This is a genomic window from Phaeodactylibacter xiamenensis (assembly GCF_000759025.1).
In the GTDB taxonomy this organism is placed as follows: Bacteria; Bacteroidota; Bacteroidia; order Chitinophagales; family Saprospiraceae; genus Phaeodactylibacter; species Phaeodactylibacter xiamenensis.
The window spans coordinates 27,337-51,350 of the sequence record NZ_JPOS01000022.1; the positions used below are offsets into that span (position 1 = coordinate 27,337).

Sequence of the window (24,014 nt, forward strand, 5' to 3'; positions counted from 1 at the left end):
AAGGTCCGGTCCCATTACTTGTCACACAATGCCGAGCTGAAATTACTCCCCTTTTTAGGTTACAGGAAACTGTCAGCAAACACGGAACTTCACACAATTTTTGCAAACACAAAACTACCCTGAGGTTATCCCCCGGGGCTGGAGCAGGTATTAAGCTTAATTGCTTAGCGCCCTATCCATTTTATGCAATGAAATTAATTTGAGGCAGCTCATTGCTGATCATTCAGATATGAGCTGCAGCACCCAGACAAAATGCAGACAGGATATGAGATGTACTTTACTGTTCATCATTCTTCTTATTCTAATTGGAGTTTCGCCACTGGCATCACAGGACTATGGAGTTAGTTTCCATTCGGGGGCTGTACCATCTGGTGCTTTTGCATTGCCGAGCTCAGAGAGCGACTCCTTATTCACTGACTTCTTGTACGAAGGGAATTACTACATCATCGTTCAGTTTGACGAGATACCGGACGATAATGTACTTCAGGTTTTGGAACAGGATGGCGTAGAGCTTTTTGCCTATATCCCCAATTACGCCTACCTGTCTAAGGTGCCGGAATCCATGAATTTTAGTGAGCTTCAGGCCCGTGCCCTTGCTCCCTACGACGGCAGCTTTAAGTTGTCTACTCCGCTGGCCACTAACAATTTTCCGGCCTATGCTTACAACAATGGATTGTTGGATATTGTGGTAAGCCCCTGGCCAAGTGTTACTCAGTCTTCACTGAAAGCAGCGCTTGAGGGGCTTGGCTATACACCCGTTGACACCCTGCCTGCGGAGTTGTCACTTACTATACCGGAAGACAGCCTTTTGAGCATTGCGCGGCACCCTGCTGTGCAGTATATCAATCTCCCTGAAGCGCCACCTGTGCATGAAGGGTTTGTTGGCCGGACGTCAAACCGGTTAAACCTGCTCAGTCCAGGGCCCGGGCTGCAATACGATGGCGAAGGGGTTTACATTCTTATTGGAGACGACGGTAGCGTTAGCCATGAGGACTTCCGTGGCCGTTTGCAGGATTTAACCAGTACCAATTTTGGCACCCATGGGGATATGACCCTGGGGCTGGCTGGCGGGGCGGGCAATATTGACCCCCTTGGTATTGGTGCTGCTCCCGGAGCTTCTCTGAAGCTTTACGATATCTCCGGCTACCCTCATATTAGTGCAGCATCGAGCCTGCAGGCAAGTGAGGGCTTCGTCCTTACCTCTTCTTCTTTTGGCGAGGGCTGTGGTGGCGTTTACACTTCCACTTCCCGCGATATTGATAAGCAGGTTTATGATAATGGCTATCTGCTGCATTTTTTCTCTGCTGGCAACAGCGCCTCCTCTGCCTGCAGCCCTGTTTATGGGGCACTGGTCAAAAATAACTTTAGATATGGCAATATTACCGGAGGGCGCAAGTCCGGGAAGAATGTATTTGCCGTGGCCAATCTGTTTTACGATGACAACCGGGTCGCTTCAAGCAGCCGTGGCCCTGCGGTAGATGGCCGTATCAAGCCTGACATCAGCGTACACGGGCAGGGGAATTATTCCACTCGCCCGAATAATAGCTATGGGCCTGGAGGAGGCACTTCCGCTGCTTCTCCCTTTCTGGCAGGTACGGCAGCCTCTCTGGTGCACGCTTATCGCAGTTTGAATAACAATCAGGACCCCACTGCGGCTTTGATCAAAGGGGTGCTGCTGAACACAGCCGATGACCTTGGCAACCCTGGCCCTGACTACGACTTTGGCTGGGGGCGGGTGCATGCCGGCCGGGCGTTCGAGGTCATTGATAATGAGCAGTATATCGAGGCATCTGTTAGCAATGGTTCCTCCAATCTGCATAGTGTTTTTGTTCCGGTAAATGTCAAGGAGGTCCGGATCATGATTTACTGGACCGACGCGGAGGGCTCTACTGTTGCTGCAAAGGCCCTGGTGAATGACCTTGATCTTTCGGTAGCGACTCCGGGCGGGCAGGTACGACATCCCTGGAAACTGAGTACGGTGCCCCACATTGATAGTATCACCAAGCCAGCTTACAATGGCATCGACCGCATCAATAATGTGGAGCAAGTCAGCATCAAGGATCCGGCATCCGGCACTTATACCGTTAAAGTAGATGGCTTCCTGGTGCCAAGCCTCACTCAGGACTACGTGGTTGTATACACCTTCCTCTACGACGAAGTGAAGTTGGTCTACCCACAGGCAGGGGACGGGCTCGTACCTGGTGAGTCCACCACCATCCGCTGGGACGCTTATGGCTCCAACGGCTCCTTTACATTGGAATACTCTGCTAACGGAGGTAACTCCTGGAACACCATCGCCACCAGCATCGTGGGTAGCCGCCGGCATTTCAACTGGAACGTGCCTAATATCACCAGCGGCACTATTCGGGTCCGTGTCCGGCGTGGCAGCCAGATGAGCAGTACCAATGGAAACCTGGCGATCGTTGGACAACCCAACTTCCAGGTCAGTACCATCCCTGGCAATCAGGTTCGTTTGACCTGGAGCCCCGTCAACGGAGCCAACATTTACAGAATATACCGCCTGGGCGCTAAGTTTATGGAGCTGCAGGGGACTACAAGTGGCACCAGTTTTGATATGACGGCACCTTCTGGTGAAGAAGGCTGGTATGCTATTGAAGCGGGGATCGCAGGCAGTGGTTTTGGTCGGCGCACGGAAGCCAGGCCTCATACCTTCTTCGCTTGCCAGACCGAAATTGATATTACCCTCAACTTCGATTTCAGGCCTCAGGAGACGAGCTGGGAAATCCGGGATGATTCCGGCAATGTGGTGGCTGCCGGAGGGCCTTATCCTGAACAAGGGCCTATGTCTTCCCTGACGGTAACAGAATGCCTGCCCTATGGCTGTTTCGAATTTATTATCAAGGATTCCTATAATGATGGTATGTGCTGTGGCTCAAATGGCAATGGCTCCTATGAGGTACGGGATGAAAATGGCGTACTGCTGGCCAGTGGCGGCCAGTTTGGAAGCCAGGAGGCCACACCTTTCTGCCTGAATAACTCAGGCGGGAGCGAGTTTACCGTGCAAGTCACCAATGTCAATCCGGTAACCTGCAACGGTGGCAATAACGGAAGTGCAACCGTAGTAGCTACAGGCGGCAGTGGCAGTTATACCTATACCTGGAGCAATGGCGCGACAGGGTCAAGTGTGAACAATCTTCCTGCCGGCACCTATATCGTTACGGTTTCGGATGGGAACCAAAGCATAACCGAAATGCTATCTGTCGCTCAGCCTAACCCATTGCAGGTCAGCTTTAATAAAGTGGAGCCCAGTTGCAGTGGGGTAGCAGATGGCATCATTAGTGTAACGGTAAGCGAAGGCCTGGAGGTCGATTATGCCTACCAATGGAGCAACGGCAGTACGGGGTCTTATGTTACCGGGCTTACTGCCGGGGCCTATAGCGTTACGGTGGCCAATGGAGACGGGTGCACGACTCAGGCTCAGACCACCCTCGGAGAGCCGGCCCCCGTGGACGTACAAGTGACAGCCACACCGGTTTCCTGTTTCGGCAATAACGACGGCAGCGCCTCCATTCAATCCATCGGAGGAGGTTCTGGCAATTATACTGTGCAGTGGAGCAATGGCTCCGGTAACCTGTCAATAAATAACTTAAGCCCCGGTGCCTACACCGTCACCGTCGCGGATATCAACGGTTGTTCAGTTCAGCGCAGCGCAATCGTTGGTGCTGCAACGCCGATTGACATAACGTTGAGCGCAACCAATGTCGCTTGCAATAATGGCGGCACAGGCAGCATTACCGCTACGGTCACCGGTGGAGCCTCCCCCTACAGCTACAATTGGAGCAACGGGGCACAGGGCAGCGTCGCTACGGGCCTTCAACCGGGTGTTTACACGCTTACGGTAACGGATGCCAACGGCTGCAGCGCTGTCGAACAGGCCATCGTGCAGCCCGCTTCTTCTATGTCGTTGTCCGTCTCAGCCGCTGCAGCAAGTTGCTCCGGCGGCAGTGCTTCCGCTACGGTGAGTGTTACCGGAGGAGCACCGCCTTACAGCTATTTGTGGAGCAATGGAGCGACGGCCTCCACTGTGACCGGACTGATGCCTGGCGGGTTAACCGTTTCTGTAACCGACGCCAACGGCTGTGTGGAAATCTCATCCGTCAATGTGCCACAGCCACCATCCATAACCCTAAGCTTTATTCGTAATAATCCGGATTGTGCAGGTGCCAGCGATGGCGCTCTGACACTGATCGTAAGTGGTGGGCAGGCTCCCTACAGTTACGAATGGAGTAATGGTAGCACAGCTCAGAACCTGAGCGGGCTCAGTGCTGGTGCCTATTCGGTTACCGTAACCGACCAAAACGGCTGCCAAACTTCCAGCACGATCAACCTGACCGCCCCAACAGCTATTACTTTGCAAGCAGCATCAACCGATGCTACCTGTTCTGGTGCAGCCAACGGTGTCGCTTCTGTAACTGCATCAGGGGGTACCGGAAATTATACCTACCTGTGGAGCAATGGTGGGACTATGAGCACGATCTCCGGGCTCAATCCTAATGTCTATCAAGTAACGGTGACGGACCAGAATGGCTGCACCGCAGTCGCTTCTACAGAAGTGATGAAAATTAATGAGCTTGAAGTTGCGCTTATCGCTGAAAATGTTTCCTGTAACGGTGGAAGCGATGGCCAGGTCACCACGGTCGTCTCCGGTGGTTCTGGCAACTACGGCCAGTATATTTGGAATACCGGTGCCAACACAGCGGCACTTGAAAATATTTCCGCCGGCGGTTACAGCCTTACGGTTGTTGATGTGCTGGGGTGCCAGGCTTCCGCCAATATTGTTGTGCAGCAACCATCGGCACTCAGTGCGAGCGTCACCACTACACCAGCGAGTGTAAGCATCAACGGCAGCGCAACGATCAACGCTAATGGCGGCACATCGCCCTACACCTACAGCTGGAGCAATGGGCTTTCTTCGGCTTCTTCCAGCAACCTGGGGGCAGGCAGCTATCAGGTCACCATTACGGATACGAACGGGTGTTCCACAACCTTGTCCTTTATCATTGAAGATACGGCTCCGTCAAACTGCAACTCCCGGGGCAATTCCACGCAGTACGAATGGATTGAGAAACTTGCATTCGGGGCATTCGAACACCAAAGTGGCAATAACGGAGGGCTGGGCAACTTTAAAGATGATCCCACGCTGCTCATTACACTGGAGTCCGGCACGACCAATCCTTTTGTCCTGACACCCGGCTACGCTGCCTTTGCCTTTAATGAATTCTGGCGTATCTGGATTGACTTTGACCAGGATGGGGACTATTCTGACCCCAATGAACTACTTTACACTTCCGGGCCATCGAATACGGAGGTGACAGGCCTGATGGCTCTGCCTGCAACGGTGGCGGAAGGCACTTACACCATGCGGGTTTCTATGAAGTACGGCAGTCCGCCACTGCCCTGTGCAAATGTAGCCTACGGAGAAGTGGAAGAATACACGGTGGAAGTGGTCGAGCCGCTGATCTATTGTAGTGCAGCGGCGGCAAGCTCCGTCATGGAGTGGCTGGCCAGTGTGCAGATCGGCGATATTAACAATAACTCCGGTAACAACGGTGGCTATGGTAACTTCCTGGCCATGCAGCATGCTGCGATCATTGGTGACGAAATTGATTTTATACTCACCCCTGGTTTCAATGGTTCTCCGATTCCGGAAAACTGGGGCGTCTATGTGGATTTCAATATCGATGGTGACTTTGACGACCCAGGGGAAGAAGTGTACACACGCAACAATTACCCCTTCCAGAACAGTGGATCATTCACGATTCCGGCTTCAGCTACGCCGGGGCAGACCCGTATGCGGGTCATCATGAGCTACGCTCCGAATATCGACCCCTGTGAGGACTATGTCTGGGGCGAAACGGAGGATTATACCCTGATCGTTTCCACGCAGGATCCACCTCCAGGCGTTGATCCGCTGCAGACTTCGAACGATAACCCTGAGCCAAACCAGCAACGATACTATGCTGGAAGCCAGGATGTTACAGCGGGAGTCGCACCCAAGGTCTTCCCGAATCCAGCCAGCTATCAGGCGACACTGGAATGGACGCAACCGGATGAGGGCCGTGTACAGTTTAGCCTGTTCAAAGCAGATGGCGCCCGGGTTTGGTCCCACGAAGCGGTCCTGTCTGCGGGCTTCCAGCAAATGAATGTGCCCACCTCCGATTTACCACACGGTATGTATTGGATGGTGGTGGTCAGTAAAGATAAGATGTGGCGTTTGCCCCTTCAGGTCGCACACTGAAGGTAAACCGCTACCCTAAGAATTAAGGTATCAGGTTTCTGAAGCTGCCGGTGCTGCATTTATGCAGTAACCGGTGGCTTTTTTTATGCGGCCAACTGAAGGAGAGATTGGATGATTTGCCCGGGCGCATACCCCAGAACCTCAGGCACACCACTCTTCCGGTTGAGCCATGCGGTAGGCAAGCCGGCAGAGGCAGCACCGGCGATGTCCCAGGTATTGGCAGAGATAAAACCGGTTTGTGCAGGTTCCAGCTCCAGCCCCTCAGCTGCCATATGGTAAACGGCAGGAGTGGGTTTGTATACCTGCAGTGCATCGGCGCTGAGTAGTTGCTCGAAGTAGTTATCTATGCCACTAAAAGCACAGGCCCGCTCCAGAAGGGAAGGGTTGGCATTGGAAAGGACGGCCAGGCGGTAGCGCTCTGCGAGCAGGGGGAGGGCTTCGAGGGCATCCGGGAAAACTTTTAGTTCGTAATAGGCGCTCATAATGGTCCGGATTTGGTCCAGCCTGGCGTGGGTGCCGGTGGATTGCAGGGCATAGACCAGGGCATCTTCTGTGAGGGCATAGAAGTCTTTATACCGGTCCATGAGCGAGCGAAGCCAAGTGTACTCCAGTTGCTTTTGCCGCCATACCGGAGCAATTTGAGAAGCCTGTGGGCCAAATTCAGCCTGCAGCGCCTGATCGATACTGCTGACATCGAAGAGGGTGCCGTAGGCATCAAAGACCAGGGCATGAGCTTCGGTAAAGGCAGGGGAGCGCATAGGGGCATTATTTTTGAAGATGATGAAAATACAAGAGCAGGGCATTGACGGTGTGCGGGTGCTCAAACTGCCCGCTGAAGAGCCGCCTTCGGACTTCCGCTTCCGGGATCCAGTGCAGGTATACATCTTCGCCCTCATCAAGCGTCGGGGGCTGTACGACCGTTACATCGTTGGCCAGCCAGTGAAAAATGTAGCTGTCCTGAAAGACCGGATTAGAGGGGATCTTACCCAGAAAGTGCCAGGACGAAGCCTTTGCACCGGCTTCCTCCAAAAGCTCTCTGCGGGCAGCCACCTCTTGTGATTCCCCTGCATCAACCATGCCTCCTGGGAGTTCCAGGGTGTACCGGCCAATGCCAAACCGGTATTGTTCCACAAACAGCAGGGCACCGTCGGAGGCGCGGCGGGCTACGACATTCGCCGCATCCGGAGATTCCAGCACCACCATGCGCTCTACCTTTTGGTTGCGCGGGTTGCGCATATGATCAAACCGGACATTGAAAATCTTCAACGCAGGGCCGGGCTCAGAGCGCAGCCGTTCCCAGTCGGGGCGGACTGTTGCCTTCATGTAAGGGTAGCTTATTTATCGTCGTCATCCAGGATGGCATCGTCAATAATTTCGTCCCCATCTCCGTCGAGATCGTCGAAGCCTTTCACCTTGCCTGTGTTTGGTTTAGGCTTATAGTCCGGGTCTTTGCGGATGGTAACGTCTTTGCCGGCCGGGGTACCTTCATCGGCATAGTCGCCTGAGGCATAGCGCTCGGCCTTATCGAAGAAGCTGTCCATGCCACCGAGCGGGTCTTTTTTACGGTCCCGCTCCAGATTTTCAGCATTGGAGCGTTGGCCGCGTTCTTTCACCCGGCGTTCCAGTTCTTCATCCATGGCTTTGGCTTTTTCCGTCAGGTCATCCATGGATTCTTTTTCGGCTTCTTCGTTGGCTTTGTCCACGAGGTCCTCGAAGCGGTCCATGAAGCTGCTGCCTTTCTCTTTGGCCTTGTCCCAGAGTTTTTCGCCTTCTTCAAAGAGACGCTCGTTGATTTTATCGCTGGCATCAATGACCCGCTTGCCTACCCGCTCTGAGACATCCGCTGCTTTACGCCCGGCCTCGCCTGCAGCTTTGGAAAACTCCTCACTGAATTCATCGAATTTGGTCCGCTGATCAGGGCCTTTTGCCGTGGATCGGGGTTCTTCTTTCGGGGGCGTGGTTTTACCGGTGAAGATATCTTCGAAGGATGGTTCTTCTTCAGCCGGGTTTTCCTCTTTTTTCTTGTCGTTCATATCGTCGTTTTTAAGGTCTTCGGGCTCTTTAGAGCTATTGAAGGCTTCGTTGACCAGCTCTTCAGCAAAGCCACGGGCTTCTGCTGCTTTCTTTTTCACCTTAGGGCGGTATTCATCATCCAGTTCTTCCATGCGTTGTTTGGCTTTTTGGTAGTATTCTTTCGATTGTTCGCTGAGCTCCTCGCCCAGCTTTTTGCCTTGCTCCTCTGCCTTCCGGCCAGCAGAGCGGGCAACGGACTTTGCGCCGAACAGCAATTTCTTTAAATCATCTTTCAGGCTCATAGCATCATGCGTTTTGCAATTGGAATCAGAAAATAAGGAAATTCCGGCAGCTTGTAAAGCGGTAATAGACAAGTCGTTAAATTTCTTTGGCCTCTGCCTGGTTTTCGATATCCAGAAATTGCTCAATTTGCTGTTCAACGTACAAGCCTTCCTCGGGGTTTTTAAAGCCTTTCATGAGTTCGAGCCGTTTCCCGGAATGCAGCCGGGCGTGCAGGGCGTACCGCATGTTGGGGGCGCCGTTGGTGGTACTGGCCACGTATTCTTCCACATGAAGCTGTCGGATATCCTGAGCGTCGATCTCTTGGTTGCCCCGAAAGGGGACGGGCAGAGGTGTATGTTCAATGAATAATTTCCGGCGGGTGACTTGTATCAGCGTCTTGTTGATCAGGTTGGAAATCAGCACATATAGAAAGCCAGCCCCGACCAAAAGGTGCAGGCTTAAAAATAAAAGTACCTGAAGCTCCCCGCTCATGACGGCAAAAACAGCAAATGGGATGACAAAAATATTCCAGACTACAGTAAACAGGGTGAGAAATCCATCTACCCGGTTGCGCCAGCTGATCTGAATATTCAACTCGCTCAGCAGGGCTTGTGCCTGAATACCGGGCGGCATTGGAATATCACCGCGGTCCTTCGCCTGCGGAGGAGCCGGGGCCGTATCCGGTTTTGGAGCAGGGGCAGGCGCGCGGTCTTCAAAACTAAACACCAAACCACAGTGGCTGCACTTAGCCAGCAGCATGTTAATATTGATCTGGTCGGGAGTGATGGCAGACCGGCATTCGGGGCAGGACAGCTTTTCTTGCATAGGATTTTGCGAATGTATCACCGAAAGTAAAAAAAATTTAAACCTCAGGCAACGGATGGGCAACTTGCCGGGTCTAGAGGGTGTACATACAATCCAATTGCCGGAAAATACCGGAGGTTTAGACAAATCTCTATACTGAATGAGAAGGCTTTTTACATACTTTGGAATTGCGATGCTACTGACGGGGTGCGTGGAAGAGGTTGACCAATTCCAGCCCCTTGAGCTTACTTCCGGCAATATCAACCGCTTCTTTGAGGCGGTACAATCCAATCCTATACCGATTAGTTGGGACGCATCGCAAGAAAAACTTATAACATTGCCCGGCTACGGCCGGGTAATTGTTCCTCCCAACGCTTTTCTGTTCCCGGATGGGGCGGAAGTGTCGGGAACGGTTCAGGCAAAAGTGCTTGACCTTTACAGCAAAGAAGATTTACTGCGTAATAGAATTACCACCGCCAGTGCGGAGGGTATTGTTGAGTCTGCAGGAACAGTTTTTATCGAAGTGGAACAGGGCGGGCAGCAGCTTCGCCTGAAATCCGACAAGCTGATCCGGATTCAGATGGCTACGGCCCGGTACAATTCGCAAATGCGCCTGTTCACCGGCAAAGCCGCGGAAGATGGCACGATGGAATGGATGGAATACAGCCTGGGCGAAGCGCCGGTACGCTCTGTCGAACTGGAAGACCCGTTCTCCGGGCAGCCTGTTCCCGGGTTTGAGTTTTCCAGCCCTGAACTGGGCTACCTCAAGTGTGGCACTTACCTGTCAGAAGAACAGGGCACAGCTGAGGTTTGTCTCAATCTGCCTTACAACTTCGATGCTAAGAATACGGTTGCTTTCATCGCTCTGCGCGATTATAATGGCTTAACAACCATCCCTTTTGAAGAGGAGAATGCGTTGCGCCCTGATTGTTGCCGCGACGGCCTGCCTGCGGGCGAGCCTGCCAAAATTATCGTGATCGCAGAAGGAGAGGAAGGCATGTACTTCCTGGAAGAAAAGACCGTCACTATTATGGAGAATCTGACCATTAGTATAACGCCCGAAGCGGCGTCCCTGTCCGATATCATGCTTGCCCTCGAGGGGCTGTAAGCATGATATTCGGATAGTTTTAAATTCGAACACCACGTTTTCCTTCAAATATTGTAATACCGCCGGCATTGATTTTTTGCCGGCGGTTTTTTTATGAAACGACTATTCAACCGATCATTACCTCTTTTACTGGATGGCGCCCTGGCTACGGAGCTGGAGCACCGGGGCGCAGACTTGTCCGGAGGCTTGTGGTCTGCCCGTATTTTGCAGGAGCAGCCTGAGCTTATCCGGTCTGTTCATCTGGATTATTTCCGGGCAGGGGCTGATGTGGCGATCACAGCGAGTTATCAGGCGGCACGGGCGGGCTTTCTAAAGGCAGGCTATACCGAAAAACAGGCAAAGGAACTGGTGCAACGCAGTGTCGAACTGGCACAGGAGGCACGGGCGGCTTATCTTGAGGAGAGTGGTTTGCCGGAGGGCACTGCGCCGCTCATCGCGGGTTCCGTTGGCCCCTACGGCGCTTACCTGGCTGATGGATCGGAATACAGAGGGCATTACGGTTTAACCGATGAGGCACTTCGGGATTTCCACCTTCCCCGCATAGAGTGGTTATTGGCAGCTGCTCCCGACCTGCTGGCTTTTGAAACCCTGCCCAGCCTTCAGGAAGCGGAAGTGCTGCTCAGGCTGCTCGAAACCTTTCCGGATGTGCAAGCCTGGTTTAGCTTTACCGCCAAGGATACCGCTCACATTAGCGAAGGGCAGCCCATATCGGCAGTAGGGCAACTTTTGGGCACGCATCCTCAGGTCGTAGCCCTGGGGTTTAATTGTATGCCGCCGCATCTGGGCACGGCGCTGTTATCCAACTTAAAACCGCACGCCTCCAAGCTGCTGATCATTTATCCGAACAGTGGAGAGGGGTGGGATGCTGAACGGCAGTGCTGGCTACCTGCCTATCGGGTGCCACAAGGGTTTGGCGCTTTGCCGAAAGCCTGGCTGGCGGCTGGGGCAGGACTGATCGGCGGCTGTTGCCGTACCCGGCCTGAGGATATTCGGGCGTTGCGGGAGAAAATCTACTAGTAGCCGACGGCGAAACCAGTACCTGCACGGGCTACAGGAGGGTGAAAACCAATCACCATATCGGATTTTGGAATACCTTTGTCAAGTAGTTTTTGCGCGACTGCTATATCGTTACCGTCATTATGTATCCAGACTTTTCCCTGAGTAGTCACTTCAAGATGTAAGAAACAACCACCCTATATCGGCTTAGTCCAGAATTGCAGCGTCTTCGCAGACTCCTCCGCTTCCCCTACTTCCTGCCAACTGATGAGGCAGTGCAGGTCTTCCGGCTGAAAACCCTGCGCCCGCCAGAGTGGGTCGAGCGGCTGATAGCCTTCGGGCCGCATCGGATGGTCATCGGGGCGGACCACCGCGCAGAAGGTCAGCATGGAAAAACCCTGCAAACGGGCGAAGGCTTCCCGCAGTTCAAGGAATTGTTTGCCATAGCCTTTGCCCCGGTATCCCGGTAGCAGCACCGACTCTCCGAAATAAAAGATTTTGGTGATATCCCATCCGGCTTCCAGAAAAGGGGCTTTGATGTTGTCGGTCTCTTCCACGAGGGGCAGCCCGGTACTTGCGCCGACCACGGTATCACCGTCCTTCACGACCACCATAAAGTTCTGCTGGGCCTGCAGGAAGGTGTCGACATAAGCCACTTCATAGGCCATATCGCCATCGTATAGATAGGGGTATTCGCGGAAGACCTGAATGCGCAGGCGTGCCAGGTCTTCCACATAGCCCGATGCTTCTCCACCACTAAGTTGCAGGATGTCAGGCATCGTTTACCGGCGGTTATTCAGTTCCACTTTAAAAATATGCCCAGGCAGCTGATCTGGGTTGAGCTCCACATAATTCCAGTCATTGAACCAATGGTAAATCTGGCCCGTCAGCAAGTCTGTTACCCTCAGGTTGACAGTACCGGTAAGGCCGAGCAGTTGCTTGGGGACTTCCACAAAACCAGATTGGCGGTAGTCGGTATCGAAGTTTACTACGCACCAGATGATATTATTTTTGTCCTCGGTGAGCTTTACATAGCTCATCAGCGACTCGTTGTCGGTGCGGGTGAAGTAAATATTCCAGGTATCCTGTAGGGCAGGCTGTTCCTTGCGTATATGGTTGACCTTAGTGATCAGCTCCGTAAGGCGGTTGCGGTGGTTCCAGTCGTAGTGGCGGGTTTCGTACTTTTCGGAATTCAGGTATTCTTCCTTGCCATTGGTATTGGGGCTGTGCTCCATGAATTCGTAGGAAGGCCCGTACATGCCATAGTTGGAAGACAGGGTGGCTGCCAGCATAAAGCGCTTCGCGAAGGTGGAAGGTCCGGCGTTCATTAGCTCATAAGCCAGGATATCCGGCGTGTTGGGCCAGAAGTTGGGACGGAAGTACTCCCGGGACTCGGTGCGGGTCAGTTCGGTCATGTACTCTTCCAGTTCACGGCGGGTATTGCGCCAGGTGAAGTAGGTGTACGAATGGTTAAAGCCTACTTTTGCCAACTCCGCCATGACCTTAGGCCGGGTAAAGGCCTCAGCCAGGAAGATGGTGTCGGGGTATTGTTTTTGTACCTCCGCTATGCACCATTCCCAAAAACGGAACGGCTTGGTATGTGGGTTGTCCACCCGAAAAATACGGATGCCGGCTTCGCACCAGTGGAGGACCACGCTCTTGAGCTCTTCCCAGAGGTTTTTCCAGTCTTCGGTCTCAAAGTTGATCGGGACGATGTCCTGATACTTTTTGGGTGGATTTTCCGCGTAAGCGATCGTCCCGTCCGGGCGCCAGACGAACCACTCCGGATGTTCCTTGATATAGGGATGGTCGGGGGCGCACTGAAATGCAAGATCAAGCGCTACTTCGATGCCCATACCCCGGGCTTTTTCGATCAGTGCTTCGTAGTCTTCCTGCGTGCCCAGTTCGGGATGAATGGCCTTGTGACCGCCTTCGTCGCTACCGATGGCCCAGGGAGAGCCAGGCTCGCCGGGTTTGGCATTCGTACTGTTATTTTTGCCTTTGCGGTTAAGCTTTCCAATAGGATGTACCGGCGGCATGTAGAGCACATCGAAGCCCATTTCCTGAACACGGGGCAGCAGGCGTTCCACGTCCTTAAAGGTACCGTGCCGACCAGGCTCCTGTGCAGTTGAGCGTGGAAACAGCTCGTACCAGGTGCTAAACATTTCCTTTTCCCAGCCCACCCGTACCCGGAGATTGTGGTCGTAGATGGTTTCGAACTGCTTAAAGGGTGTAGACTCAACGATTTGCTTGAAGCCCGGGCTAAGCACGAGCTGTACTGCCTCATCGTACTTTCCTTCCTCCTCCAGCTGATCCGCCACCTCCTTCAGGTCTTTGGCTTTAGGCTTCGGGTATTGAGCTGCAGCACGGCGGAGGAATCCCGCCCCTATTTTGAGCTCTACCTTCATATCCTGACCTGCTTCCTGTTTTTTCAGGAAGCCATCATACCAGTGCAGAAGGTGGTCGATCCACCCGGCAACTTTGTAGTGGTATAGGCCCTTCTGTTCCACTTTGAAACTGGCGGTCCACACATCATTTATGCCTTCCTCCATAAAGACCTCAGTCCAGCGTTTCTGGCTCTCGTGGCGGTAGAGGAGCGAAGCGCGGATATGGTCATGCCCGTCACCAAAAATATCGGCGGTGACATCCACCCGTTCGCCCGGTACCCGCTTAATGAAATAGCTGCCGTGGTCTATTTCCGGCTGCACATTTTCGATAACAACTCGGTTTCTCATATTCGTTTTTTCGCTTAAGAGAGGAAGGTTTTGTATGCAAACAAAAGTAGGGAGAATAATCGTAACTGAAAATTGAAAACCCGCCTTTCCGTTAAATGTAAACAGAAGGTTAATCAAGCCGCTAAAGCGTTAACAATCTGGTCACTGCCAGAATTAAGCTGTATCTTTCGAAGTATGATCCATCCGCCCGATTTCAGGAATTTTTTGCCGGCAGCCCTTGTCGTTGCAGCCCTGCTTAGCCTTGGTATGGTTCAATTCCAATGGGTGAAGTCGGGCATTGTGGTGGAAAAGCAGTTGTTCGACCGGGAGTTGCGCCAATTGCTGGAGGAAACGGGGGCAGGCATTGCACAAACCCCTGATGTAGCGCAAGGTATTCTGGAGCTGCAGCGCATGAGGCGAAAAGGGCAGGTGGTTCCGGACTCGCTCCGGTACGGGCTCCGGCTGAAGCTTGAAGAACGGCTGCGGGCAGGCCTGGAAGCACAACAAAAGCGAATGCCCTTTTCCATTGCCTTATCGGAATCCATCTGGCATTATCCGCTCCTCGTTGGAGACCGGTTCGATTGGTCAGAGGCAGCAGCGTACCGCACTTATGCTTACCGGATTGAGGGTACGCTTGCAGAAGCTTGTGCCTGTCAGCTCTACCTCCATTTACAGCTGCGTGATTTTTTACCACATTTGTTGGAGCGCCTCTGGCTTCTACTGGCGCTGACGGTATTAGGAGTGGCGATGTTGCTCCTTGGATTTGTACTACTGGTGCGCAAAGTGCGGCGGGAACAGCGGTTGGTAGCGGTCAAAAACGACTTCATCAATACCTTGACGCACGAGCTGAAAACACCGGTATTTTCCAGTAGCTTATTACTAAAACTGGCAGAGCAGGCCTTAAGCGATAGTCAGCCGGAGCAGGTAAAAATGTACCTCGGACGGCTGTCCGCCGAAAACCAGCAGTTGAAAACCCAGATAGAGCAGGTGCTGGAACTGGCCAGCCTGGAGCAGCCGGTATATCAGCTGGAACGTCGGGCACTTGCAGTTGCTGAATGGCTGCATCAGACCTGTGCAGCCTTTGAGCCGAAAGTTAAGGCTGAAGGAGGAAGCCTGCAGTGGTCTTTTATTGGGCCCGATGGTTTTCTGACTGCTGATGCCGGCCATCTGTCTAATGCCTTGGCCAACCTTCTTGACAATGCCCTGAAATACGGTGGGCAACCGCCGGTGATTCAGGTGGAAGCCATAAGTGGGCCAAAGGGGTTGACCCTGAAAGTCAAAGACAACGGCGATGGAGTGCCTGAAGCCAGGCAGGCCGATGTTTTTCAGAAATTTGTACGCCTGCATGCCGGTGCTATACAGGGTTTTGGGCTTGGGCTGAGCTATGTACAGCAGGTAGCCAGATTGCACGATGGGCAGGCCGGGATGCACAACCATTCCGAAGGCGGGGCGGTCTTTTGGCTGTACCTGCCCGATTTCGAACCAGGAGAAACCTCTCCAAAACAACTACAGTATGGCTAAGATTTTGCTTGTCGAAGACCACGATACACTGGGTTTTGCCCTGCAGGCTTATCTGGAGATGAAAGGCTTTGAAGTCCTTTGGTCCAAAGATGGCGACAGCGGTTTGCGGGCCTTTGAAAAACACCCTGTAGACTTGTGCATCGTTGATGTGGGACTGCCCGGGCGCGATGGGTTTAGTTTGGCCAGGGAAATCCGTAGGCAGTCGGCTAAACAACCCCTGATTTTCCTGACTGCCCGCGCCCTTAAAGCAGATCGCCTCAAGGGGTTTGACCTGGGTGCCGATGACTACCTGGTCAAGCCGGTGGATGAGGAAGAGCTGGTGGCACGTATCCGGGCTATTCTCAGGCGGGCGCAACCGGAGTCGCCCACGGCCGAGACAATTTCCATCGGGCAATACACTTTTGATGTACAGAATCAAGAGTTGGTTTTCCCCGGGCAGCCACCCCGCCGCCTCACCGAGCGCGAAGCTCATCTGCTGTTGTTGCTTTGCCAGCAAAAAGGGCAGCTGTTGTCCCGGCAGCAGGTGTTGAAGGAAGTCTGGTCGCAGAACGACTACTTCACACGCCGCAGCATGGACGTCTTCATTTCCCGCCTGCGCAAGTATTTGTCGGCTGACCCAGCCATTGAAATCCGGAATGTGTATGGGAGTGGATTTGTGCTGGAGGTAGGGTAGTTGAGGTCTCTATTACGAAAACGGGCTTTCCTGTACACAGGAAAGCCCGTTTATTAGCCGTCTGTATTGGCCGGATTACATTTTCAGGTCAAAACGGTCGAGGTTCATGACTTTAGTCCAGGCATTGATAAAGTCCTGTACAAACTTCTCTTTAGTATCTTCAGAAGCATAGACTTCAGACAAAGCACGCAGCTCAGAGTTGGAGCCGAAGATCAGGTCGGCGCGGGTAGCTTTCCATACCTTTTCGCCCGTGTTCCGGTTGATGACGTCAAAGTGTTGCTTTTTGTCATCCTGTGGTTTCCACTCATAGTCCATGCTCAGCAGGTTGACAAAAAACTCATTGGTCAGTTGGTCATTGGTGTTGAGCATCCGGCCCGTTTCGGAGCCATCGTAGTTGGCTCCAAGGGCGCGCATACCACCTACCAGGACGGTCATTTCCGGTGGAGTTAGTGTCAACAGCTGTGCTTTGTCGACCAGAAGCTGTTCGGTAGATAAGGTATACTGGGTCTTTTGATAGTTTCGGAATCCGTCAGCCATTGGCTCAAGCAGGTTGATGGATTCGATGTCGGTTTGCTCCTGCAGCGCATCCATTCTGCCAGGTGAGAAGGGCACTTCTACATCGAAGCCTGCGTTCTGAGCTGCTTTTTCCACAGCCGCGGTGCCTGCAAGTACAATCAGGTCCGCCATGGAGATTTTCTTAGACTTGTGCTTGTTGTTGAAGTCTTCCTGAATTTTGCTCAGGGTGCCCAGTACTTTTTCCAGCTGTTGCGGGTTGTTGACTTCCCATTCTCTCATAGGGAGCAGTTGGATACGTGCCCCGTTGGCGCCCCCCCTGCGGTCGGAGTGGCGATAGGTAGAAGCAGAAGCCCAGGCCGTAGCTGTCATCTCTGAGATACTCAAACCGGACTTGAGCAGTTGCTCCTTCAGCTTGGCGATATCTTTTTCATCAGCCAGTTCGTGGTCCACTTCGGGGATGGGGTCTTGCCAGATAAAATCCTCCGTTGGTACTTCAGGGCCTACATAGGTGGATTTGGGCCCCATATCCCGGTGGGTGAGCTTGAACCAGGCTTTAGCGAAAGCTGCTTCCAGTTCTTCCGGATTTTCAAGGAACCTTCTGGCAATCTTTTCGTATTCAGGATCAAAGCGGAAAGCCAGGTCCGTAGTCAGCATTGTTGGCTTATGCTTTACATTGGGGTCGAAAGGATCAGGGATGAATGCATTATCACCTTTAGCCACCCACTGATGCGCTCCGGCAGGACTTTTTGTAAGCTCCCACTCATAGCCAAATAGAATTTTGAAGAAGCCGTGGTTCCATTGTGTAGGAGTGCCCGTCCAGGTTACTTCCAGGCCTGAAGTAATGGCATCCTTACCTTTTCCTGTGCCATAGGTGCTTTTCCAGCCGAGCCCTTGTTCTTCGATGCCCGCAGCTTCAGGGTCAGCGCCTACATGAGAAGCCGGTCCCCTTCCGTGGGTTTTGCCGAACGTATGGCCACCTGCATTTAAGGCGGTGGTTTCTTCGTCGTTCATGCCCATCCTGGCGAAAGTTTCCCGGATAGCTTTGGCTGCTTCCAGAGGGTCAGGGTTGCCGCCCGGTCCTTCCGGATTGACATAAATAAGCCCCATCTGCGTAGCAGCCAGCGGGTTTTCCAGTTCGCCATTCTGATGGCGAACATCGTCGAGCCACTCCGTCTCAGCACCCCAGTACACATCACTTTCAGGTTCCCATACATCCTCGCGTCCGCCGGAGAAACCGATTGTTTCGAAGCCCATAGACTCCAGGGCTACGTTGCCGGTCAGGATCATAAGGTCTGCCCATGAGATTTTACTGCCGTACTTCTGTTTGACGGGCCAAAGGAGGCGCCGGGCTTTATCCAGGTTGGCATTGTCAGGCCAGCTATTGAGAGGCGCAAACCGCTGCTGCCCGGCACGGGAACCACCCCGGCCATCGCCAGACCGGTAAGTGCCCGCACTGTGCCATGCCATACGGATGAAGAGCGGGCCATAGTTGCCGAAGTCTGCCGGCCACCAGTCTTTGGAGTCGGTTAGTACGGCTTCGATATCTTTTTTGAGTGCTTCATAGTCCAGGCTATTGAAAGCCTCAATATAATTGAAATCTTCCCCCATTGGATTGGACTTCATACTGTTTTGCCGGAGCACGTTAAGATTAAGCTGATTGGGCCACCAATCCTTGTTTGTAGCAGGAGGTGTTTTTTGCATCATCGCTTCCCTGCGCTCTGTAACGGCTGTTTTAGAGCTGTTTCCATGCCCGAAAGGGCATTCACCAGCCATATCCTGGGCGAGAGCAGGAACACTGAGTAAAAGGAGCCCAATGAAAAGTAATTGTTTCATAAATTCTAATGTTTTTTAGTGGTTTCGTTGAATGGATGATAATATGTGCTTAGCTCAGAGTAGGAGCGTATTTGCATGTTTTCTAGTGTTGATGGTGTAAAGATGACCTATGAATTTGTATTGACAAAGGGAAAGTTTTTTATATTGTGTATTGATAAAATCAATAATAGGGATGAATTTGCAGCAACTGGAGTATATCGTCACGGTAGATAAATTAAAGAGTTTTAGCAAAGCGGCTGCGGCCTGCCACGTTACACAGGCCACTTTGAGCACGATGGTCAAAAAATTGGAATCAGAGCTTGAGCTTGTCTTATTTGACCGCAAGACGAACCCTATTCTTACTACGGAGTGTGGGCGTGATATCATTGATGAAGCGCACAAGGTACTTAGGCATAGCAGCAGGCTTAAGGAGCTTGCCTCCGAAGCCAGAGGTGTTATTGAGGGCGAGCTCAACATAGGTATTATTCCTACAATTGCGAGTAATCTGTTGCACCGTATTTTACCTCAGTTTTTGAGCGCTTACCCTAAGCTTAAGCTGAATGTGCGGGAAATTACGACTCAGCATATCATCGACCAATTGCGAAATGGAGAATTGGATGCAGGGCTCGCCTCAACGCCTCTGAGGGAAGATCAGCTGGAGGAAGACATACTGTACTACGAAAAGCTAATGGTATACGGAAATACTACCTCTTCGGAGACCAGGTTCCTTACACCTAAGGATATCGCTGATGAGCAGGTGTGGTTATTGGAAGAAGGCAACTGCCTGACTGATCAGGTGATTAATATCTGCGCCCTCAATTCAAGGCAAATGGACTCGAACCTGAGTTTCAGCCCGAATTCTTTTGATAGCTTGCTCAATATCGTGGATAACCTCAATGGCTTAACGTTGATTCCCGAACTATACTGTAAAGACCTGCCGGCTGAGCGGCAGGTAAAGGTCCGGGATTTCAATCCGCCCTATCCGGTCCGGGAAGTTAGCCTGGTGTACTTCCGCCCCTATGCTAAGTTACGGCTGATTAGCGCCCTTTCTAATGAGATCAGGCAATTGATCAAGCCAACTTTACAAACGAGTCACTTAAAGAATAGCGAAATGCAGATTGCCAAGCTGTGATGTAGCGCTTGTGGAGCCCGAAAAAGCCTATATTTGCCGCAACAGAACCGGTACACTTATCATGGAAACAAGAGCGCAAAAAGACCAGGTCTTAAAAGCCCTGGCCACCTTAATTTTAGAACAGGAAGCAGCCATTATCTCTGCCAATGAGCAGGACCTGAAGGCTTACGACGGAGCGGATGAATCCATGTATGACCGCCTGAAAGCAAGCCCCGTTAAGGTGAAAGCCATGGCTGATGCTTGTCTGGAAACAGCAGCCATGGAAGACCCTGTTGGCAAATCGCTCTATGAATTCAGTCACCCCAATGGCATGCAGGTGGTGAATCAAACGGTGCCTTTTGGCAAAATCCTCATCATCTACGAGTCCCGTCCGGACGTGACCATCGAAGCAGCGGCTACAGCTTTCAAAGCGGGGAATAAAATCTGGCTGAAAGGAGGGAAGGAAGCCCTGCATACCAATACAATCTTGGCGGAGCTTTGGCACCAAGCTTTGAAAGGGCAAGGTGTGGATACTGGCTTTGTTAATTACCTGAAGCTGGATCGCGCCGCCACTCAGAAGCTTATTAAGGACAACCCCTACCGTTTCGACCTCATCATCCCACGCGGTGGGGAGCGCCTGATCGCTTTCGTGCGGGAGCACAGCAATATTCCGGTCATCGTGAGCGGCCGGGGCAATAACTTTCTTTACGTCGGCGCATCGGCAGATTACGACATGGCATTGTCTATCATCAAAAATGGCAAAAGCCGCATCAGTGTGTGCAATGCCTTGGACAAGGTCCTGATTGACCGGGGCTGGCCAGAGCTGGAAGATAAGCTTCAGCACCTCAGCAGTGCCCTTTCGGAAGCCGGTTTGGAAGTCATTGCGGATCAGGACGGTTGGGCAGGCCGCCACGATGCTTTGCAGCCGGTACCGGAATCGGTGTGGTATGAGGAGTTTTTGTCACACCGTATTGTTCTCAAAGTTGTGGACAGCATGGAACAGGGGATTACACTTACCAACCAATACAGCGGCGGGCACAGCGCTACGATTGTGACCGAAGACCAGGAACAAGCCCGGGTATTTATGGAAGAAGTCGACTGCGCCGCCGTTTACCACAACGCCTCCACCCGCTTCACAGATGGGGGACAGCTTGGGATGGGCGCGGAGATTGCCATCAGTACTCAAAAGCTGCACGCAAGGGGCCCAATCAGCGTTGGGCAACTGGTCTCCAACAAATGGATGGTATACGGAAAGGGTCAAATACGGTAGCACGCAGCATGGAGCAAAAAAAGAAAATTGTTATAAAAGTCGGCACCTCTACGCTGACAGGCGGGAGCAACCGTATTTCTTATGCCACCATCGAAAACCTGGCCCGGCAGATATTGTCTATCCGTGACCGGTATAACGTTATACTGGTTTCCTCCGGCGCCATAGCCACGGCCCGGCAGTTTGCGGAAATCCACCAGACCGGTACCGCACAGATTGAGTCCAAGCAAGCCCTGGCTGCTATTGGTCAGCCCAAGCTCATACGGATATTCGATGAAGTCTTCGGCAGTTTGGGGCTGCAGGTTGCCCAATGCCTGCTCACCTACCGCGATTTTGACAACGAGACTGCAAAGGAGAACGTCCGCAACACGCTGCACAAGCTGCTGGAGTTCGGTTACATCCCCATTATTAATGAGAATGATACTGTTGCCGTAGACGAGATCATCTTTGGCGATAACGACAAGCTTTCTGCCTACGTCGCCATCATTAGCGAAGCTGACCTGCTGATGCTGGTCACCGATATTGACGGCATCTACACCCAAAACCCCCACCTGCATCCCGAAGCTGAGCTCATCGAGCACGTCACCGATACCGAGTCCGTCAAGGCTTTCATTCAGGAGCGCGACAACGGGCTGGGCACCGGCGGTATGACGTCTAAGATTTATGCTGCTGAGCTATGCCTGCGCCACGGGTTGGAAATGCGGATTGTGAATGGGAGTCGCCCGGCATTTATCTCGGGGGCGCTGTCGGGGGCTTTTCGGCATACGCGGTTTGGGGGGTGAGGGGTTTTCTTTTTTTGCATGCTCGTACGAGCATGCTAACGGGGTATCGTTCCTACGGGACTTTGCTTTTGGGGTGTTGTTTGCGGGACTTAACGGCTAAATCATTAGCAACTTAGTCCGGGAGGGACGGCAGCTTTTTCCGACAATCGTCGTATTTTTGAAAAGCCATCCTATTTTCACTAAAAACTAACCCCCTATGCCCAACACTTTTTCTAAAATCTACATCCACCACGTCAGCGCCGTGAAGTATCGGCAGGCATTGATATTGCCATCCTTTGAGGAAGAGCTGTACAAATACATCGTAGGCATCATCAAAAATCTGGGGCAGACACCGCTCCAAGTCAATGGCATGCCCGACCACATTCATATCGCCGCCCGCTTGCGCCCGGACATGGCCCCGGCAACATTTGTGCAAAAGGTCAAAGCCAATTCTTCCAAGTGGATCAACGATCAAGGCTTTTTGCCCCAAAGGTTCAACTGGCAAACCGGTGGCGGCACTTTTTCGGTGAGCCGGACGCACGTGGATGCGCTGCGCCATTACATCAAAAACCAAAAGGCGCACCATGCGAAGAAGTCTTTCCGGAAGGAATATCTCGATATCCTTAAAAGGCATGAGATAGAGCCGGATCCAACGTATTTGCCGGACTTTTTTGAGGATTGATCGCACGCTCTTACGAACGTGCGAATGGAATGCCGTTCCTACGGAACTCAATCTCCAAACCGCAAACAGCGAAGTCCCATGCTCTTACGAACATGTGAAGGCCATACCGTTCCTACAGAACTCAATCAATAACTAATACAAGAACCAAGTCCCGGAGTGAAGATAAACCATTTCGACAATTGTCAGATTGTTGAAAGACAATAAGCGCTGTAACCTGACCGAAGGCAGAGGAATGGGTATCCCGACCATGCGCCGGGCCATGGAGCGCAACGGCTCCCCGCTCCCACAACTGGAGACGGATGAGCAGTGTACGTACTTTTTGACCACGCTGCCGGTACATCCGATATTTGAAGGTGACCAAGTTAATAGCTTGGAGAAAGAAGCTATAGGTGATCGGGTTTTGAAAGTTGTCCGTTTGGCAGTAACCTCAAAATCGAGTGCGCAACTCCTGGAAGAACTGGGCCTAAGCGTACATACTAAACTACTGGGCATTTCTGAGACGGGATTGATTTTTCCTGCTTTCGCGCGCCCCCTAGCCCCCTAAAGGCGGGAACACAAGCCCGCAAAATCAATCCCTTTCATCCATTAAAACCCTTTTGTCTGGTAGTCTGCGTACATACTAAAAACGATAAAAAATACATCCTTCCTGCCCTCGACCACGGCTGGATAGAGATGACCGTGCCGGACAAGCCGCGCAGTAGGAATCAGAAGTACCGGGTGACGGAGTTGGGGTGGGCGATGCTGAAAAAGTAAAACCTACCCATCCTTTCGGGTGAAAGGCGAGAGGAATACCTGAACGACTTACCTTTTCTCTTCCGGGCGGTGGATGATCACGGTGAACTGTTCGGCTTCTACATCATTAATGAAGTCAATGTGCGGATGAGCTTGCAGGGCACGCAGAATTCCGCTGCCGGCACCGCGGTAATTGAGCAAAGAGGGGGCAAAGGAATCCAGTATGTTGTTTCGTTTTTTTCGGATCCCTCGTTTGATCTGCTCGGTCGTCAGGTTATTGGGCAGCTTGCCAGGGCTTTTGATTTCTATCCGGTTTTCAAACAGAAAAAGCTTGATGGTGTCTTTGATGAAGTAATCCCGGTGGATAAGGGCGTTGACTAACAATTCTTCTAAGACCACACTTGGTACTTCGGGTATGCCCAGGCTGTTGAAGGATTGCCCCGCTTGTACTTTTCTGAGCGCAGCGTATATGAAGGAATAGGCTTGTTGATACTGTTCAGCAATATTCCCTTTGAAGTTGTCACTTGATCGGTATTCGTGCTCATGGAGTTCGTTGCCCCAGAACCAAATAGCGGTGATGAAGAATCCGGTGAGTGTTTTGTCTGGTTTATCGGTAAAGAGTAATGCTGCTGCCAGATTGGGTTTACCATCTTTGCCCAGGCGGAGATTTTCAAATATTCGGTCCCGGTCTTCCCATTCACACGTTTCTTGGTAGGTTGTTTCGTAAAAACGTTTGAATTTATCCCAGTTGAGGTCTTCATAA

At 52.2% G+C, this 24,014-nt stretch carries 19 protein-coding genes and 1 pseudogene; 11 read left to right on the forward strand and 9 right to left on the reverse strand.

Annotated features, from left to right (window positions below; genetic code table 11):
* Positions 1–265 precede the first annotated feature (265 nt).
* Positions 266–6,259, forward strand: coding sequence for a GEVED domain-containing protein (locus tag IX84_RS30925; RefSeq protein WP_052515935.1), 5,994 nt, complete (start codon positions 266–268; stop codon positions 6,257–6,259).
* Positions 6,260–6,342: 83 nt separating this feature from the next.
* On the opposite strand, the gene IX84_RS10610 is transcribed toward IX84_RS30925, so the two are convergent.
* The 4 genes from IX84_RS10610 to IX84_RS10625 all read right to left on the reverse strand — a co-directional run bounded on the left by IX84_RS10610 (position 6,343) and on the right by IX84_RS10625 (position 9,379).
* Positions 6,343–7,017: a haloacid dehalogenase type II gene (locus IX84_RS10610; RefSeq protein ID WP_044219914.1), complete on the reverse strand. Its 675-nt coding sequence runs from the start codon at positions 7,015–7,017 to the stop codon at positions 6,343–6,345.
* 7 nt (positions 7,018–7,024) lie between these two features.
* Positions 7,025–7,582 carry an NUDIX hydrolase gene (locus IX84_RS10615; protein WP_052515936.1) on the reverse strand — a complete coding sequence of 186 codons (558 nt, stop codon included), beginning with the start codon at positions 7,580–7,582 and terminating at the stop codon, positions 7,025–7,027.
* An 11-nt stretch (positions 7,583–7,593) separates the two neighbouring features.
* Positions 7,594–8,574 carry a hypothetical protein gene (locus IX84_RS10620; protein ID WP_044219917.1) on the reverse strand — a complete coding sequence of 327 codons (981 nt, stop codon included), beginning with the start codon at positions 8,572–8,574 and terminating at the stop codon, positions 7,594–7,596.
* A gap of 76 nt (positions 8,575–8,650) precedes the next feature.
* Entirely contained in the window at positions 8,651–9,379 is a 729-nt protein-coding gene (locus IX84_RS10625; RefSeq protein WP_044219920.1) for a zinc ribbon domain-containing protein, read from the reverse strand.
* Positions 9,380–9,518: 139 nt separating this feature from the next.
* Between IX84_RS10625 and IX84_RS10630 the strand changes: the two genes are divergently transcribed.
* Together IX84_RS10630 and mmuM are read left to right on the forward strand one after the other, a co-directional pair.
* A complete protein-coding gene (locus IX84_RS10630) occupies positions 9,519–10,466 on the forward strand; it encodes a hypothetical protein (RefSeq protein WP_044219922.1) in 948 nt (315 codons plus the stop codon).
* A 93-nt stretch (positions 10,467–10,559) separates the two neighbouring features.
* Complete coding sequence (mmuM, locus tag IX84_RS10635; RefSeq protein WP_044219925.1) at positions 10,560–11,483, forward strand: homocysteine S-methyltransferase; 924 nt, start codon at positions 10,560–10,562, stop codon at positions 11,481–11,483.
* Here mmuM and IX84_RS34535 read toward each other — a convergent pair.
* The 3 genes and pseudogenes from IX84_RS34535 to IX84_RS10645 all read right to left on the reverse strand — a co-directional run.
* Positions 11,480–11,644 (reverse strand): annotated as a pseudogene (locus IX84_RS34535) (element excision factor XisI family protein); the annotation flags it as partial. The gene mmuM and the pseudogene IX84_RS34535 sit on opposite strands and share 4 nt — an antisense overlap.
* A 15-nt stretch (positions 11,645–11,659) precedes the next feature.
* Entirely contained in the window at positions 11,660–12,241 is a 582-nt protein-coding gene (locus IX84_RS10640; protein WP_044219928.1) for a GNAT family N-acetyltransferase, read from the reverse strand.
* Between the two features lie 3 nt (positions 12,242–12,244).
* The gene (locus IX84_RS10645) at positions 12,245–14,197 is read right to left on the reverse strand and encodes an alpha-1,4-glucan--maltose-1-phosphate maltosyltransferase (protein ID WP_044219930.1); all 1,953 of its coding nucleotides are present in this window, start codon (positions 14,195–14,197) and stop codon (positions 12,245–12,247) included.
* A 174-nt stretch (positions 14,198–14,371) separates the two neighbouring features.
* Between IX84_RS10645 and IX84_RS10650 the strand changes: the two genes are divergently transcribed.
* Together IX84_RS10650 and IX84_RS10655 are read left to right on the forward strand one after the other, a co-directional pair.
* A complete protein-coding gene (locus IX84_RS10650) occupies positions 14,372–15,697 on the forward strand; it encodes a sensor histidine kinase (RefSeq protein WP_044219933.1) in 1,326 nt (441 codons plus the stop codon).
* Complete coding sequence (locus tag IX84_RS10655) at positions 15,690–16,370, forward strand: response regulator transcription factor (protein ID WP_044219935.1); 681 nt, start codon at positions 15,690–15,692, stop codon at positions 16,368–16,370. Before IX84_RS10650 ends, IX84_RS10655 begins: the two co-directional genes overlap by 8 nt.
* 75 nt (positions 16,371–16,445) lie before the next feature.
* Here IX84_RS10655 and katG read toward each other — a convergent pair whose 3' ends face one another.
* A complete protein-coding gene (gene katG, locus IX84_RS10660; RefSeq protein WP_044219938.1) occupies positions 16,446–18,719 on the reverse strand; it encodes a catalase/peroxidase HPI in 2,274 nt (757 codons plus the stop codon).
* 172 nt (positions 18,720–18,891) lie between these two features.
* On the opposite strand from katG, the gene IX84_RS10665 reads away from it, so the two are divergent.
* The 6 genes from IX84_RS10665 to IX84_RS34540 all read left to right on the forward strand — a co-directional run bounded on the left by IX84_RS10665 (position 18,892) and on the right by IX84_RS34540 (position 23,272).
* Positions 18,892–19,830, forward strand: coding sequence for a hydrogen peroxide-inducible genes activator (locus IX84_RS10665; protein ID WP_044219940.1), 939 nt, complete (start codon positions 18,892–18,894; stop codon positions 19,828–19,830).
* 10 nt (positions 19,831–19,840) lie between these two features.
* Complete coding sequence (locus IX84_RS10670; protein WP_262501627.1) at positions 19,841–21,079, forward strand: glutamate-5-semialdehyde dehydrogenase; 1,239 nt, start codon at positions 19,841–19,843, stop codon at positions 21,077–21,079.
* Between the two features lie 8 nt (positions 21,080–21,087).
* Entirely contained in the window at positions 21,088–21,858 is a 771-nt protein-coding gene (gene proB / locus IX84_RS10675) for a glutamate 5-kinase (RefSeq protein ID WP_052515937.1), read from the forward strand.
* A 196-nt stretch (positions 21,859–22,054) separates the two neighbouring features.
* On the forward strand, positions 22,055–22,519 hold the full coding sequence (gene tnpA / locus IX84_RS10680) for an IS200/IS605 family transposase (RefSeq protein WP_044219948.1): 465 nt from the start codon (positions 22,055–22,057) through the stop codon (positions 22,517–22,519).
* 190 nt (positions 22,520–22,709) lie between these two features.
* Positions 22,710–23,063 (forward strand): hypothetical protein, encoded by a 354-nt coding sequence (locus IX84_RS10685; protein ID WP_052515938.1) that lies wholly within the window; start codon positions 22,710–22,712, stop codon positions 23,061–23,063.
* A gap of 95 nt (positions 23,064–23,158) precedes the next feature.
* Positions 23,159–23,272, forward strand: a complete 114-nt coding sequence (locus IX84_RS34540) for a Fic family protein (RefSeq protein WP_394333428.1) — start codon at positions 23,159–23,161, stop codon at positions 23,270–23,272.
* A 48-nt stretch (positions 23,273–23,320) separates the two neighbouring features.
* Here the strand turns inward: IX84_RS34540 and IX84_RS10690 are convergent.
* The coding region (locus IX84_RS10690; protein ID WP_044219953.1) for an ATP-binding protein at positions 23,321–24,014 on the reverse strand (694 nt) is incomplete at its 5' end.